Origin of the sequence: Peptostreptococcus faecalis (assembly GCF_900240845.1) — a bacterium.
Lineage (GTDB): Bacteria > Bacillota > Clostridia > Peptostreptococcales > Peptostreptococcaceae > Peptostreptococcus > Peptostreptococcus faecalis.
The window spans coordinates 1-17,270 of sequence record NZ_OERU01000004.1 but is presented as its reverse complement, the minus strand read 5'-3'; the positions used below and the strand labels follow the sequence as shown (position 1 = coordinate 17,270).

Below are 17,270 nucleotides of genomic sequence, written 5' to 3'. Positions count from 1 at the left end.
CACCTAACTTTCTTCTATCAAATACTTGTCGATGAAAACATCTTTTATTCTCTTTAATTCTGATTTTGGTAAAATTCTCAATAATTTCCACCCAAGATTTAGAGTTTCTTCTATTGTTCTATTTGCAGAATACCCTTGTGATACATACTCTTTTTCAAATGCATCTGCAAATTTTGCAAAAGCTTTATCTGATTCAGATAGAGCTGATTCACCTAGAATTATTTGCAACTCTTTTGCTTCTTTACCTGTAGCATATGCTGCAAACAACTGGTTCATAGTATCAGAATGGTCTTCTCTAGTTTTATCTGCTCCTATTCCCTTGTCCTTCAATCTAGAAAGAGATGGCAATACATCTATAGGAGGCATGATATTTTTCTTATATAGTTCTCTTGATAAAATTATTTGACCCTCAGTTATGTATCCAGTTAAATCCGGAATAGGGTGCGTCTTATCATCCTCTGGCATCGTTAAAATCGGTACCTGAGTAATTGATCCTTCTCTTCCTTTAATCCTTCCTGCTCTCTCATACAGCGTTGAAAGGTCTGTGTATAAATATCCAGGATATCCTCTTCTTCCAGGAACCTCTCTTCTAGCTGCAGATACTTCTCTTAGCGCTTCACAGTAGTTTGTCAAATCTGTCATGATAACTAGAATATGCATACCTTTTTCAAACGCCAAGTATTCAGCACATGTAAGTGCCATACGTGGTGTAGATATACGTTCAATCGCTGGATCATCCGCCAAGTTAATAAATAGAACTGATCTATCTATCGCCCCTGTCTTTTTAAAGTCATCTATAAAAAACTGTGCTTCCTCAAAAGTTATACCAATTGCTGCAAACACAACCGCAAACTTTTCATCTTTACCAAGAACTCTAGATTGTCTTGCTATTTGTGCTGCCAAACTAGCGTGTGGAAGCCCTGATCCTGAGAATATCGGTAGTTTCTGACCTCTAACTAGAGTATTTAACCCATCTATGGCAGATACTCCAGTCTGTATAAATTCAGATGGATAATCTCTCGCTACTGGATTGATTGCAACACCATTTATATCTAATTTATCATCTGGAATTAGCTCTGGTCCATCATCTTTTGGACTTCCCATTCCATCAAATACTCTACCTATCATATCTTCTGAAACGCCAAGAGTAAGTGGCTTTGTTAAAAATCGTACCTTTGAATCTCGTAAGTTTATTCCAGCAGAACCTTCAAATAGCTGTACTAAAGCCTTATCGCCATCTATTTCCAGCACTCTACCTCTACGAACTTCTCCACTTTGCATCTGTATTTCTACTAGTTCTTCGTATTTCACATTATCAACACCATCTACCATCAAAAGTGGACCTACTATCTCTCTAATAGTTTTATATTCCTTAATCATCTAGTCCACCTCCCCTGGAAATCAAATCGTCTATTGCAGAAGTAATCTCATCAGAAATTGCATCTAACTTATCTATATCTGCTTCTTCGATATACTTTGCTCTAGCTATAGACTCTCTAACATCTAATCCAACAATTTCACTTAGATATACGTTATTATCCAATGCTCTTGATGATTCTCTGTAGAACTTCATCACTATATCCAACATCTTGTCCTGTTTTTCAAGAGATGTGAATGTATCTACCTCTTGGAATGCATTTTGTTGTAGGTAGTCTTCTCTTATTGACTTTGCAGCTTCCAATTTTAGCTGATCTCTCTCCGAAAGCGAATCTCTTCCGACTAGTCTAACTATCTCTTCTAAAGTAGATTCTTCTTGTAATAAAGCCATTGCATCTGCTCTATTTCTAGGGAATCTTTCGGATACATTATCGCCCATCCATTCATCCACATCATCTTGATACAGAGAATACGAATCTAGCCATGATATAGCTGGGAAGTGTCTTCTATATGCCAAGCTTGCATTTAATCCCCAGAATACCTTTACTATTCTAAGAGTTGCCTGAGAAACCGGCTCAGATATATCTCCACCTGGAGGAGACACTGCCCCTATAATTGTAAGAGCACCTTCTCTGTCTTCACTAGATAAGCATTTCACTTTACCTGCTCTTTCATAAAACTCCGCAGCTCTAGATGCCAAATAGGCTGGATACCCTTCATCACCAGGCATCTCCTCTAGACGACCTGACATTTCTCTAAGAGCCTCTGCCCATCTTGAAGTAGAGTCTGCCATTACAGCAACAGAATAACCCATATCTCTAAAATACTCTGCAATCGTTATTCCAGTATATATGCTTGCCTCTCTAGCAGCAACCGGCATATTAGATGTATTTGCAATCAAAACAGTTCTTTTCATCAAAGTCTCGCCTGTATGCGGGTCAATCAACTCAGGAAACTCATTTAAAACATCCGTCATCTCATTACCACGTTCTCCACATCCTACATACACTACAATCTGTGCATCTGCCCATTTTGCCAACTGGTGCTGAACTACTGTTTTTCCAGATCCAAAAGGCCCCGGAACACACGCTGTTCCCCCCTTTGTAACAGGGAAAAATGTATCAATTACCCTCTGACCTGTAATCAAAGGAACTTTTGGAGAAATTTTCTTTTTTATCCTTCTTCCTCTTCTGACTGGCCACTTATGCATCATCTGAACACCTTGTAAATCTCCTGTAGATGTCTTTATTGTGGCTATATCTTCAATAATGGTATATTCTCCCTCTTCTATGCTCACCAACTCACCGCTTTTTCCAATTGGAAGCATAACCATATGCTTTACAACTTTAGTTTCCTGAACATATCCAAGAATATCTCCCTCTTGTAGGATATCTCCTACCTTTGCAGTCGGATGAAAATACCATTTCTTCTCTTTATCCAATGAATCTACTTCAATACCTTTTGTCAAAAAGTCTCCTGCAATAGATCTAACCTTCTCAAGAGGTCTCTGTATACCATCAAACATATTCTCTATCAACCCTGGACCCAATTCCACACTCAATGGTTCGCTCAAGGTTTTTACTGGCTCTCCAGTGCCAATTCCAGCGGTTTCTTCATATACCTGTATTGATGCCTTATCATCACGCATCTCTATTATTTCACCTATCAAACCCGCTTCTGATACTTTTACCACATCATATATATTGGCGTCTTCCATTCCTTCAGCTACAACAAGAGGACCCGATACTTTGACTATTTTTCCTACCTTCACTAAGCCTCTCCTCCTTACTCATTTGAATCGGCGAGTATATTACTTCCTACTGCCTTTTCTACATTTTTATTAATGCTATCCATCCCTATTCCTAATGTTCCCTGATTAGATGGAATCAATATAATGCTTGGAACCAACATTTTTTTATATCTTTCTATCGTCTCTGGAATATATTTTGCCACTTGTTCTGTAACAAAAATCAAACCATAATTTTCTCCTGCTAAATCATCTATTACAACTCTTGCATCTCTAGCCTCAGCTACATCAAAAACGTCAATACCTATAGACTTAAATGCCAATATAGAGTCTTTATCTCCTACTACTCCTATCTTATACATCAAATATCACCCATCCTTTCTCTAATCTTGCTAGATGGAATGTTATTTAACTTACCAACAAGGATTAGCCTTACTAGCGAAATCTCCTTTTCTTTAGCCGCAAGATAAGCAAATATAGGTTCAGGACCAAATGAAATGAATTTTGAATCAGAATTTAAATTGCTTAAATAAGTATCTTTAACAGAATCTATTATGGAAAAACTACCTGTCTTGTTATACTCATCTACACATTCAAGAAGTGAACTTCCTATTTTTTCTGATTTCAAAGATGCAGCTATTTTTTCAAAATCCTCTCTACTGATAGAAATTAGTTTAGCAATGGAAATATTTCCACCTTCCACCAATATATCGTTTAAGAAATTAATATTTTTTCCCATTTTTATGGATCTCAACATTGATGTCACGTTGAAAAAATCTATACTTGCACTCACGTACTCATCAAATAAATCAACTTCTAATAGATCTGAGATCTTTTTAAAATGTTTATAATATGCCACATCCATTTCTATATCAATAACCTGTGGATCCTGTGTTTCAACATACTTTTTTTCGGCATTTTTTAGTGCTTCTAAAAACTCCTCTTTTATATCTATAAAACTTCCACTTTCATACTGTAGTTTTATTTTCTTAGGATCATTTTCACTTGTATATATAAACAAGTTACTCGTATCTTCCTCAGATACCTTTCCTTTGACTATAGCCTTTAAATTATGATAATCATATTTCAATGATAAAATCTCAAGAACCCTTTGATCTATCAACATCTCATGTCCTAATTTAAAAAACCTGGCAGTCTCATTCTTCAAAAGAAGCTCATAATCTTTAACACTTTCCACACCTTCAGAACTTTTAATGTATTCAGAATCTAAAAGTATTTTGAATGCTTCATCCACATTTTTTGAATCAATCATTCTGTCCAATTTGCTCCTGTCAAGAAGTCTTTTTTCATAAACTCTTGCCAGTACCACACCCTGGGCGTAATCTAGTCTATCCATAAACTACCCCCCTTATCTACGTAAATAGGACCTTTGCCAACTCTCCTCTGACCTCGTCTTTTATATAATCCAACTGTGCACTAAAAGTCCCGTTTATTTCTATACCATCTACTATTTCTATAAACCCAGAGTCCGCATACCTCTCTAAAGAAATATTCGCTCCTGGAAACTTCTCTCTGACTATATTCAGCTTATCTTTTTCTACTATCAGCGTAGACTTATCTGATAAAGTAGCATTTTTTCTGATATATTCAATATACGTATCGATATCCATATTTTTCAGATCTTCAAGTGTAGAAGAATATAGCCTATCTATTACTTGTTGCTTTTTATCTAGTTCATTGTCTCTAGCTTTTAACAAAGCATTTGATTTTAAACGCTCTTTTAAATACTGCGCCTCTTCCTTACCTTTTTCTATAATAGAATCATATTTTGACTGAATATTTTTATTTGAATCCGACTCTATTTTTTCAGCTTTTTGCTTTGCATCCGATATAATCTCATCCGCTAAAAACTTTGCTTCTTCTATAATTTTATCGGTAAGATTATTTATATCTGTCATATAATCACTTCCTAACGTATTATCATATTTTTCTTTCTACGCAAACATTGTTCCAAAATTAAAAAATAGAAGAAGTGATATAACAAACGCCAATATTGCATATGTTTCAACCATTACGGCATATATTATACCCTTTGTAGTCTGTGATTCATTCTTTGCAAGTATTCCTATACCTCCTGCTGCAACCTTACCTTGAGATACAGCTGAACTCCAACCTACAATTCCTACTGGCATTCCTACTGCTGCAAGATATAGACCTTGAGCAAGTGTCATATCAGAAGATAATTGAAGTAATATTAAAAGCCCAATTACAAATCCATATAATCCCTGAGTACCAGGTAAAAGTTGTAATATCAATGTCTTACCAAATTTTTGAGGTTCTTCTGGAACAAGTCCTGTTGCTGCCTGACCTACTATAGATAACCCTTTTGCAGATCCCAAAGCTGCCAACATTGCCAAAATTACTCCAATTGATGCAAATACTATTCCACTACTTTCTACAAGCCATGTTGAAAAATTCATAAATAACCCTCCTTTTTATCTTTTCTATTCAAATTATTAAAATAAATATATCCAATAGCTAATCTTCAAACTCTCTATCCAAATTTATAAATTTCGCCTTATTTCTAAATACCTTAAATCCTTTTCCTCCACCTTCGTAGAACTTTCCAAAAAATTCAACATATATTAATCTTAATGAATGCACATATGCACCTAGACATGATAAGAATAAATTGAATAAATGGAATATAACTAGCACTATTATAGCTCCAATAATTCCTATTATTCCACTACCCCAAAGCATTCCTGCTATCATGTTTACAGAAAAAGAAATATATCCTCCTGCCATACCAAGTGCCATCAAACGTGAATATGAAACAAAATCTCCTACATATCCGGAAATTCCATATATGTTGTACATACCTGCTGCAAACTTTTTGAAAATACCGCCTTCGCTGCCTCTTCCACCACCAATTAAAAGTAGTAAAAGACCAGCATACATACCGTATGTAGATACTGCCTTAAAACTTGATGGCAATACATTCGCCAAGCTAAGTAATAATGATATTATACTGATTAAACTGATATACCATGCAATTACATCAAAAAACATATCTGCATATCTTCCATCTCTAGCAAGCATATATGCTTTTATTCCCAAGCCATAAAACAAATGTATACCACCCATTGCAATTGACATTATCAATATATTCATAAACTGCGTACTCATATCAAATAACTGCCATACACCCGGTATACTCTTTCCGAAGTATGAACCGTATAAAAATCCCCACAACATTGTGGATACACCTATTAATTGGAAAAATTTCACATTCTGCCTCATACTAGGGGTAAAATTACATATTCTTAAACCTAGAGTTGTAACTAATAACAAAATCACACCATAGCCAAAATCCGCTGACATCATACCAAAAAACAATGCATATATCGGCGCATATAAAGGGGTTGGATCAATCTCATTATACTTTGGAAGAGCATATGTAGAAGTTACATTTTCAAATGCTTTTACCAGTTTGTTATTTTTTAACATAATAGGAACATCTTCACTGTCTTTATCTACATCTTCAAATTCCATTACAAACTCGCTACCACTAATATTGCTTACAGTTTTTTCTAGCCTATCTACATCGAAATCTGGACAGTATCCGCTGATTACACATACACTAGAAGTCACCATAAATTCTTTTTTTGCTAGTTCTCTAACTCTCAAGTTACCTAAGTACTCATACTTTAACTTAAAATAATCAAGAGACTCATTTTTTTCTGATAGCACATTTATTATTTCTCTCTTCCTGCTATCTAAAGTCCCTATTTCTTCCTTAAGGAGTTCTATCTTATCTTTAGGTAATAAATCTCCTTCCAATTTTATTTTATTTAAATTGCTATCTCGTAATACCTCATTTAAATCCTGCTCAACTCTTTTGTCATATATCATAAAAACGTAGATGTCGTCTTTAAAAATTCCTAATCTCTCTAAATACACTCCTTCTACTTTAGATATATCCTCAGAAAACTTAGAATACACTTTGTTTGGTATTGTTCCTACAAAAGATACAAATCTGCTTAAATTAGACATTTCATCAAAACTCACATCTAATTGTGAAATAGGTTTTAACTCATCCATAAGCGACCTTTTTTTAGAAATAGAAGATTCTATCTTTGAAAGTTCATCTCCAAGAGCTTTTATATCATTATACTCTTTTTCAAAGTCAAACTTTCCGACTTCTTCCTCCATCTGTTCAAAAGTATAGTTTGGCAATCCATCTATCAATCCTCTAAATGTCGAAACAGTCGGAGTATACTTGCTTACCAAATCTATAATACTGCTGCATTGACTTATCTTATCTTCAATTTCAGCCACTTTATCATCTATATCTGGTCTTTTAAAACGAGCCATACTTTCGTCTTCAAAGTTTTCTATACTTCTAACATCATCAAATTGCACATTTCTAAATAATTGTAACTCTCTCAAAAGTTTTTCGCGATTAGAGTCTAATACCAAGAGGTGAAATTTTTTCATTTTTACTATAGCCATACTACTTCACTATCCTCTCTATAAATATTTTCTTCGCCTCATTAAACTTGTCATCAGAGGTTTCTAAAATCAACTTACCTTTGGCTTCACTCTGTGATAATATTAAGTCCAGCTCCTCTTGAATCTCTTCTCTTGCTTTATTTTCTATGGATTCACACTCTTCTCTAGCTTTGGCCAAAGCTTCTTGCATATTATATTTTGAGTTTTTTTCTGCTAAACCCAGTATGTTTTTAGCTTTTTCCTTGGCATTTTTTATAATAGTATCTGCATTTTCTTCAGCGTCGACTACCTTTAATAGAGCCTCTCTTGCCATATATGTTCCTCCTTTCAAAAAAAATAAATTATTATTCTAAATTTTCAGACTTGTATAATAATTATTTTATACTATTTTATTAATTTATTCAAGTATGTATAAATATTCATATTTTATTAATTTAGGTAATTTTGTTTATATATAGCGGATATTAAAATTAAATATATCTCTAATTTAAAATATAAATATAAAAGACAGCCTATCTTAATAAGCTGTCTTTGATTTATTTGTTATATTTTTAATTAATATATGTAATATGCAAAAAAGAGTAGAACACTGTAGCTACTATACTCTTGTGTTAAAAATTATTTGTTCAATTTTTTGTCGTGAGTTTATTACTATATAAAATTACATCACAATCAAAAACGATAGTTGGTAGGAAGCCGTTATGATATACTCAATTATTAATCAAGTATTTTTTGTATCTTAAATTAAACTATTTTCTAATAGAATATTTAATTAGAAAATGATATTATTTATAATCTTAAGAAACCATAAAAATAAGAGGTATTTAAATACCTCCTATTTTTTATTCTGTTATTATTTATCAACACAAAAGTATTCTATTTTTCTTTTCCTATCAAACCTTCTTTAACTGAATTATATCCGCCTAATATTAGAGTTTCATTTTTATCCGTAATACTTTTCACCTTTGAATCTATTTTATCAAATCTTGTAAGTAGTATATTTCTATTATAATCCTTTTTAATCAAGTTTATTGATGATAATGCATCTGGATAATCTGTTCCTTTTACAAGTATATTCTTATTTCCACTTACTTCATTTGCAACTTTTATAGCAGTTTCATATCTATTCTCCCCAGACAATCTAGTTGTGTTGTTTAGAATATTAGTATCCATAGCAGGTACTGATTTTTCCCCTCCTACTATGTATATTTTTTCCACTGATTTATTATTTTTTATGTCAGTTATATTTTTAGTATTATTTAGTACTATTGGAGCTTTTAATTTTGTTGCTAGTGCAACTGATGTCAGTGCATCAGGGAAGTCTTTTCCATCCACTATTATTATATTTTTGTAAATATTTGATTTTTTCATTAGTTGATTCGATGTTTCATATCTGTCTAATCCGGATATCCTTTCAGTGGATACTTCCAAGCTAGATTTTATATTATCTTCTATAGACTTTGCAACAGAACTTTCTCCACCAACTATAATTACTTTTTTGACTTCTAAGTCTTTTAAAGTATCTTTTGCTTCTTTTGATATCTCGTTTTTCTTTGAGAATATTAGCGGTGCACTCATACTATGCGCATATGGAGAAGCCGATAATGCATCAGCGTAATGTTCTCCTGACACTACTATTGCTACATCTGATTTAGTGAAATTTAATTTTACAGATTTAAGATTTGTTTCATATCTATCTTTTCCATATATTCTAGTTATCTTGCTGTCCTTATTTTCAATCTTTTTATCATTTTTTGAATCTACTTTAGTTCTAGATACTTCATCCGTTCCTTTGTCTTTTCTAGAATCTCCAGAGCTTGGTTTATCTGTATTCTTAGAGTAATCTTTCTTATTTAGTTCTCCGCTTAGATATATAATATCTAAGTTACTTGCTCCAGCTTCTACATAAAAGATTATATATTCTTTTCCTTCTCTATCAGTTCTTAATTTTACTTTTTTTAGACTTGTATCATCTCCAGCATAAGAGTAAATTGCAGGATACATACCATCAAACTTCTTAATTATTTTTTCATCATCTAAGTAAATTCTAACCTCTTGACCAGCTGATACTCCTTCTATCTTAGATTGAAGTGCATTTCCATTTTCATCTTTTATATTTTCATATAAGTCAAATCCAAAGGATCTTTCATTATCTTTTTTATATGAAACAGTGATATTTTGTTTTTCATCCTTTCCATTATTCAGTTCAGATAAGCTCACTTCTTTTAGATTTTTAATTGCACTTTCAAGCCTTTCGTAGACTGAATTTATTTCATCTTGATTTAAATATTTGTTTTCAAGAGCCACTTCTGATTCATCTATTTTATTAAGGAATTCTTCTCTATTTTTAACCTCATATCCAAAGCCTTCTTTAGGTGTTTTTTCTTTTGCCTGTTCATATAATTCTTTTAATTTAGTGTTATCAGTAGCCTTGTAATCTTCCTCCACTAGACTTGATATTGCATTTTTTAGAGCAATAGTTTGATTTTCGAAGTCTTTATGAGTTTTTAAAGGTTCTCCTTCGCCTGTGGTCACTATATTAGATAAATCAGATACCTCAGATAATTCTACCGACTTTGCGATTTCTTTTAATAGCTCATTGAAAGTTTCTTTAGTATATCTTTTATTATTTTCTCCATTTTTCTTTGACAAAGTTTTTCCTTTTTCTATTTGTGAGTTCAATTCTTCTCTTTCAAATGGAAGAGCTTTAATTTTTGAAAAAGCCTCATTTAGATTTTTTCTCGCTTCATCAGCTTTTTCTTGAGTAGTATTTTCATCTTCAGATACTCTTTCTGCTTCTCTTAGTGATTTTAAAAAGTTTTCTACTGTAGCTTGCTCCATATTTATTCCTGAACTTGAAGCTGAATTATAGCTTGCTTTATGTTCATTAATGGCTTCATCTAACTCATTTTTATCTACATATGATAACTCCGTTGGTATTTTTATAGTATATTCTTCCCCATTAAAAATTATTTTCGCTTCACTTTGACCCTTTTTAAATGCTGATTTCATATTTATTTTAAATTTAGTATAATCTGATGTATATTCGCTATCATCATCCCATACAAAAGGAATACTTCTGTATTCATCTGGCTTGAATTTAAAATTTTCACTATTAGTTACATCAAAATCTTGAGCGCTGTATGGCATTTTAAGTTCCCCAAACACCTCTATTGTCAATGTATTACTCAATGTATCTCTATCTACCGCAACCGCTGCAAAACTTACATTTACATTCTGATTTTTTATTTCTGTTATTTTCCCTTTTTCAAAAGCTTCCTCTCTACCAATATTTGCAGAATCATGTTTTGTTGCTCCTGATACAGCATCATTTTGAACTTGCATTAAACTATTACTATTCCCCAATTTATCAGCATATCCGATGACAGATACGGATTGTGCAATTATCATAGATGATAAAGCTATGCTAACTATTTTTTTGCTTTTTATTTTCATATGCTCCCCCTTTTTCATTAATAATAATTATCGTTTTTATGCAAGAAAATTATATCACAATATTTTTTTAAATTCAATATTTTTTTATATTATAAATCAATATTTTTCTTTTATTTATTTTTGTATATTATTTTTTTTTTTATTTTTTTAATGTAAATATATCATTGTATTAATATAATTTAATCTATAGAATTTTATGTGAAATGCAATTATAACACTCTTTATTTTCAATTAAAATAATTTAAAACAAAAAAAGAACCTTTTAAGGTTCTTTTAATTTTATTATTTTAAAACATTCTACAACTTTATTTTTTCTAGAGTTTTATTTTTCGATTTAATTACTATTACCAAAGCTACTATAAAAAGAGGTAATACTGATATCAATCCTGACAGTCCCGGACCAAACACTTGATGCTTGCTCGCTAATACACCTCTAAATAAAACTGGTATTCCTGCAACTGCATTTATAGCACCATGCCCAAGAGCTGCTATCCAAATAGATCCAGTCTTTTCTGTCAGTACTGAAAGAAATACTCCCATAGAAAATGTGGCTACACTCATTGCTATCACTCCCAACCAAAGATATCCCCAATAGTTCATTCCATAGTTATGACCCATCATATTTATCGGAGTATGCCAAATTCCCCATATAATCCCGACCATTACGTGTGCCTTTTTTATAGAGTATTTCTCTGCTAGAGCCGGAAATAAAAAGCCTCTCCATCCTATCTCTTCTCCAAGAGCAGCAAACATATTTATCAATGGACCATATATCACCGAACCTAGTGTCTGTAGCATTAAAACAGTTGTCATAGACATACCGCTTGCTTCTAGAGTATTTTTTCCAATTAGTAGAGCCATATATCCCATAGAACTATCAAAATCATTTGGAAATACTAAATAGTATAGTATTCCACCTGCTATAGAAAAGAAAAGAGGTGTTATCCACGCTATTAAATACCATCTTTTGTTGTTTTTTAAATTCGGTTTTAGTGAGTATTTCAGGATTTTATCAGATTTATTTATTCGGCTTGTAATAAATACCGCCAAAGCTGGCGCCCACATACATAGAGTACTTAAAAGCATGGTAGTTTGCATTGGGATTTTTACCAAATAACATATAATCCAAATCGCCCACGCTATAAAAAAAGATAATACTGTATATATCAAGATGCTATTATTTCTTATTTTCATAACTACTCCTCCTCTCTAGTTCTATTTTGATACAAATATAGAAAATACTACTATCACTACAGTCAACAATAATATACCTACAAAGCATAAAATACCTTTTTTATTACCCAAATTTATTGAACTTCCATATCCTACTCTTTTTGGTACAAATAAGGCTGGATCATCTTTATTTACATATATTGTTCCAGCTAGATGCCAGTACTTATCGTCTTCTTCACTATAATCCACAATGTTTTTGTTGTATTTATCTCCTATACTTCCAACTTTTAGAGAGAATAACAGGCTTATTGCTAGTATAGCTATTAAATAGATTACTATTATTATTGTAAAGTAGCTCTTAGCCCCTAAGTGAAGTTTTTTCATCTCGTAGTCCATTGCCACCATCATTAATATTGTCAGTATAGAAAGAAGTCCCATGAATATTGTAGTCGCACTTTTTGATTTTCTAAAATTCTCTATTGATTCTTTTGTATGATTTAGCGAGTTTTTCTGTTTCATAGCGAGCATAGTGTAATTCACAAAACCAACTATAGCTAGCATAAATATTCCAATTATTTGAACTGTCACTACAGTTAGCCTCGATTTTATCATATAAGTTGTTACTTCCCCTTCAAAATTCATTTGTTGTGGTATCTGATTTGGAATACTATCATATATCGCTTGATTGTAAATAATGCTTACTATTAATATTACAAATGCAATAATATAAAGTATCCACCCTTTTGAAGAGTTTTGAAGTTTTCTTCTAGATAAATCCATGTCTATTCTTGTTTTTTCTATTTGAGTATTTTCATAAATGCCAGATTTAATATCTCCCTGCTTTATCGCCTTTACCTTGCCATGCATACGATAAAATGGTATAAAAGTTACAATCAGAAAAGCTATTAATAACACTATATAAATAAAGGCTAGAGTATCTTCACTTGCCAAGTCATCTATAAGTACAATTATTACCGTATTTATTGCCATATATAATAATACAATTATTACCTCTTGAAATTTATATTGTCTCTTCAAAGATTCAACTTCCTCTGAGTCTATTAATTTCTTATTTAATGGTACTCCAAAAACAACATTTGATCTACTTATTTCATTTATCATTATCAAGAATACACCTATAAATAGCGCAGTAATGTTAATTACTAGTGCTAAAAATAATTTTTCAGTCATTATAATTCACGCCCTTTCTTTATAATATCATCCACTATTTTTAATATGTTTTCTCTATCTGTATTTTTTAAAAGAGCATCTATTATTAGTGTTTCTAATTTGCTTTGAAATTCACTTTTTTCATTTTTAGAAAGATTACCAAACTCTTCTGATATGTATGCACCGGATCTCTTGTCAATTTGAATATATCCTCTTTCTTTTAACTGTTGATACGCTTTGTTCACTGTGTGTAAATTCACTCCTATGTCCTGACCTAATTGCCTAACTGATGGCAATGGTTCTAACGGTTTTATATCACCTACAAATACTCCCTTTATTATTCCATCTATAATTTGCTGGTAAATTGCTACATTTGAAGTAAAATCTATTTCAAGTACCATAATTCTCACTTCCTTTTATTTTTTTATAATACTGTTTTTTTTATAAAGCTATTTAATTATAATTTTGTTATATCTGTTATATATAATATATAACAGACGTGATCACTTGTCAATAAATTTAAAGCTACGGGCTTTATCGATAACTTTTGATATTAAAGTAAAAATAAAATAGAGCAGAAAACATTGTTTTCTGCCCTAGAAAAAATATAAAATTTGGAGACGCTAATTAATATTTACTAAAGATACTATTTTCCATAGTAAGCGTTTAGATACATTTGTTTTAATTCTTCAATCAATGGATATCTAGGATTTGCTCCCGTACACTGATCGTTAAATGCCTGTACACTCATTTCATCCAAGCTATCTAAAAATGCCTTTTCATCTATACCAGTTTCCTTGATAGTCATAGGTAAACCTATCTCTTTTCTCAAGTCTTCAAGAGCTTTTAATAGATTATCTACTGTAGCTCTATCATTTGCCCCTTCTTTTACACCACAGAATCTGGCAAATTCTGCATATCTTTCTACACAATCTGGATATTTGTACTGAGGGAATGTTCCCATTTTTATAGGAGCTTCTGCACAGTTATATTTAATTACTTCTGCTATTAAAAGTGAGTTTGCTACACCGTGTTGTACATGGTGGAATGCCCCTAATTTATGAGCCATAGAGTGGCAAACACCCAAGAAAGCATTCGCAAATGCCATACCTGCCATTGATGATGCTATAGCCATCTTTTCTTTAGATTTAATCGCTGTTTTTCCGTTTTTATTAGAATCAGGAAGATAGTCAAATATAGCCTTTCCTGCCTGTAAAGCCATTCCATCCGCCGGTTCACTTCTAAGCATTGCTACATATGCTTCTAGTGCATGTGTCATAGCATCAAATCCAGATGAAGCAGCCAGACTTGGAGGCATATCCATCATCAAATCAGAATCTATTATTGCCATGTCAGGCATTAGTTCATAATCAGCTAGTGGGTACTTTATACCTTCATCTTGATCTGTAATTACTGCAAATGGAGTAACTTCTGATCCTGTTCCAGCTGTAGAAGCTACTGCACAGAAATATGCTTTTTCTCCCATCTTAGGGAAAGTATATACTCTCTTTCTTATATCCATAAATGTCATAGCCATATCCTTGAAGTTTGCTTCTGGATGTTCATACATTACCCACATAATCTTCGCTGCATCCATTGCAGAACCTCCACCGAATGCTATAATTAAATCTGGTTCAAAGCTTTTCATTGCTTTAGCACCTTCTGCAGCACATCTCAATGTTGGATCTGGTTCAACATCGTAAAATGTAGTATATAATATACCCATTTCATCTAATCTATCAGTTATTGCCTTTATATATCCATTGTTGTATAAGAATGAATCTGTAACTATAAAAGCTCTCTTTTTATTTAACACTTCTTTAAACTCTTTCATTGCTACAGGAAGGCAGCCCTTTTTGAAGTAAACCTTATCTGGAGTTCTAAACCAAAGCATATTTTCTCTCCTTTCAGCGACAGTTTTTATATTTATCAAATGCTTGACTCCTACGTTTTCTGACACTGAGTTTCCACCCCAAGAACCGCATCCAAGCGTAAGTGATGGAGCTAATTTAAAGTTGTATAAATCACCTATAGCACCTTGTGAAGAAGGAGTGTTTATTAGAACCCTACCTGTTTTCATTCTGTCTACAAATATTTTCACCTTATCTTTATTATTTACTTCGTCAATATAAAGTGAAGATGTATGTCCTAGACCACCTTGTTCAACTAGATGAGCTGCTTTATCTACTGCATCTTGATAGTCTTTAGCTTTATACATTGCTAAGATAGGAGATAGTTTTTCATGAGCAAGTGGTTCTGAGAAATCTGTTTCTTCAGCTTCTACAAGAATTATTCTCGCAGTCTTTGGTACATCCACTCCTGCTAGTTTACCTAGTTCAAAGGGACTCTTTCCGACTATATTTGCATTTAATCCACCATTTTCTTTTAGGATTATTTTTCTAATTTTGTCTATTTCCTCTCCCTTAACTACAAAAGCACCTCTATATTCAAATTCTTTTTTTACTTTATCGTAAATATTTTTATGAACAATAGTAGATTGTTCAGAAGCACATATCATACCATAGTCAAATGATTTAGATAGTACTATAGAGTTTACAGCTGTTTTTATATCTGCACTTTCGTCTATTATCGCAGGAACATTACCAGCACCTACTCCGACAGCAGGTTTCCCTGAAGAATACGCAGATTTCACCATTCCTGGACCTCCAGTAGCAAGTATTAAATCGGCTTCTTTCATCATTTCTGCTGATAATTCAATTGTAGGTTCATCAATCCAAGCTATTATACCTTCAGGTGCTCCAGCTTTTACTGCTGCATTTAATATTATTTTTGCAGCTTCAATTGTACTCTTTTTTGCTCCTGGATGTGGAGATATAATCATACCGTTTCTAGTTTTTAAAGCTAATAAAGTTTTATATATCGCAGTAGAAGTAGGGTTAGTAGTAGGAATTACTGCAGCTATTACGCCTACTGGTTCTGCTATTTTGGTAAATCCAAATGCTTCGTCTCTCTCTATAACACCACAAGTCTTTGTGTTCTTGTATGCATTATATGTGTACTCAGCCGCATAATTATTTTTTATAACTTTATCTTCAATAATGCCCTTTTGTGTTTCTTCTCTTGCCATTTTAGCAAGATATATTCTCTTATGGTTTGCAGCTAGAGCAGCTTCCATAAAGATCTTATCAACTTGCTCCTGAGTGAATTTTGAAAATTCAGCTTGAGCCTTCTTCACTTCATTTAACTTCTTCTCAAAAGAAGCTAAATCATTGACAACATAGTTGTCTTGCTTCACATCAACATTTTTTTGCATTACTTCCTTAGTCATATTACCCCTCCTACTACTATTGTTAAAATTTTATATTATCTAACCACTAATATTTATTGGTGTGTTATTATTTGATAAACAACCACCTCTTTACTTGATATATAACTTTAATTTAATTATACAAGAGCGTTAATATTTAGTCAATACACAATTCAGAAAATTTAATTAATTATTTTTTATTGTTTATTCTTTATTTTTAAGTTATGTTTTTCATTTTTTTGTTAATTTATTAATTTTAATTTTATATAAATTGTTATTTTTTTATTTATTATGTTTTTAAATTTATATTTTTCTTTATTTTATTAACTGAAATTATGCTTAAATTTTTTTAGTTGAAGGCTATAAAAAGATATATAACTGCATGAAAATAATGCCTCAATCCTAGAGCATTAGGCGTTGAGGCATTACAATCTTTTGTATAAAATTTATATTTTTTATAATTTTTCTATTTCTAATTTATAGTATCTATATTTATAAGATTATTCTATTATAGAAGCAACTACTCCAGAAGCAACTGTTCTTCCACCTTCTCTGATGGCGAATCTTAATCCTTCTTCAACTGCTATTGAGTTGATTAGGTCT

The 17,270-nt window shown here is 32.1% G+C and carries 14 protein-coding genes; all 14 read right to left on the bottom strand.

All coding sequences use genetic code 11. From position 1 onward, the window contains the following. Positions 1-3 precede the first annotated feature (3 nt). Positions 4-1,380 carry a V-type ATP synthase subunit B gene (locus tag C0982_RS07320; protein ID WP_101773580.1) on the bottom strand — a complete coding sequence of 459 codons (1,377 nt, stop codon included), beginning with the start codon at positions 1,378-1,380 and terminating at the stop codon, positions 4-6. After that, on the bottom strand, positions 1,373-3,148 hold the full coding sequence (locus C0982_RS07315) for a V-type ATP synthase subunit A (RefSeq protein ID WP_101773579.1): 1,776 nt from the start codon (positions 3,146-3,148) through the stop codon (positions 1,373-1,375). Before C0982_RS07315 ends, C0982_RS07320 begins: the two co-directional genes overlap by 8 nt. A 14-nt stretch (positions 3,149-3,162) precedes the next feature. Continuing rightward, on the bottom strand, positions 3,163-3,486 hold the full coding sequence (locus tag C0982_RS07310) for a V-type ATP synthase subunit F (RefSeq protein ID WP_101773578.1): 324 nt from the start codon (positions 3,484-3,486) through the stop codon (positions 3,163-3,165). Next, on the bottom strand, positions 3,486-4,481 hold the full coding sequence (locus tag C0982_RS07305) for a V-type ATP synthase subunit C (protein ID WP_101773577.1): 996 nt from the start codon (positions 4,479-4,481) through the stop codon (positions 3,486-3,488). The genes C0982_RS07310 and C0982_RS07305 overlap by 1 nt, the downstream gene beginning before the upstream one ends. Positions 4,482-4,497: 16 nt before the next feature. Further along, positions 4,498-5,043, bottom strand: coding sequence for a V-type ATP synthase subunit E (locus C0982_RS07300; protein WP_101773576.1), 546 nt, complete (start codon positions 5,041-5,043; stop codon positions 4,498-4,500). A 36-nt stretch (positions 5,044-5,079) separates the two neighbouring features. Then, a complete protein-coding gene (locus C0982_RS07295) occupies positions 5,080-5,565 on the bottom strand; it encodes a V-type ATP synthase subunit K (RefSeq protein WP_101773575.1) in 486 nt (161 codons plus the stop codon). Positions 5,566-5,623: 58 nt separating this feature from the next. Then, positions 5,624-7,585, bottom strand: coding sequence for a V-type ATP synthase subunit I (locus C0982_RS07290; RefSeq protein ID WP_242961530.1), 1,962 nt, complete (start codon positions 7,583-7,585; stop codon positions 5,624-5,626). A gap of 16 nt (positions 7,586-7,601) precedes the next feature. Beyond that, a complete protein-coding gene (locus C0982_RS07285) occupies positions 7,602-7,913 on the bottom strand; it encodes a hypothetical protein (protein ID WP_101773574.1) in 312 nt (103 codons plus the stop codon). Positions 7,914-8,476: 563 nt separating this feature from the next. Further along, a complete protein-coding gene (locus C0982_RS07280; protein WP_180946906.1) occupies positions 8,477-11,056 on the bottom strand; it encodes a cell wall-binding repeat-containing protein in 2,580 nt (859 codons plus the stop codon). A 297-nt stretch (positions 11,057-11,353) separates the two neighbouring features. Beyond that, positions 11,354-12,250 carry a CPBP family intramembrane glutamic endopeptidase gene (locus C0982_RS07275; RefSeq protein ID WP_101773572.1) on the bottom strand — a complete coding sequence of 299 codons (897 nt, stop codon included), beginning with the start codon at positions 12,248-12,250 and terminating at the stop codon, positions 11,354-11,356. Positions 12,251-12,271: 21 nt separating this feature from the next. Then, positions 12,272-13,420, bottom strand: a complete 1,149-nt coding sequence (locus C0982_RS07270; RefSeq protein ID WP_101773571.1) for a DUF5808 domain-containing protein — start codon at positions 13,418-13,420, stop codon at positions 12,272-12,274. Continuing rightward, the gene (locus tag C0982_RS07265; RefSeq protein ID WP_101773570.1) at positions 13,420-13,800 is read right to left on the bottom strand and encodes a GntR family transcriptional regulator; all 381 of its coding nucleotides are present in this window, start codon (positions 13,798-13,800) and stop codon (positions 13,420-13,422) included. Before C0982_RS07265 ends, C0982_RS07270 begins: the two co-directional genes overlap by 1 nt. 245 nt (positions 13,801-14,045) lie before the next feature. Then, a complete protein-coding gene (adhE, locus tag C0982_RS07260; protein ID WP_101773569.1) occupies positions 14,046-16,688 on the bottom strand; it encodes a bifunctional acetaldehyde-CoA/alcohol dehydrogenase in 2,643 nt (880 codons plus the stop codon). Positions 16,689-17,167: 479 nt separating this feature from the next. After that, on the bottom strand, positions 17,168-17,270 hold a 103-nt coding region (locus C0982_RS07255), incomplete at its 5' end, for an EF-Tu C-terminal domain-related protein (RefSeq protein WP_330399816.1).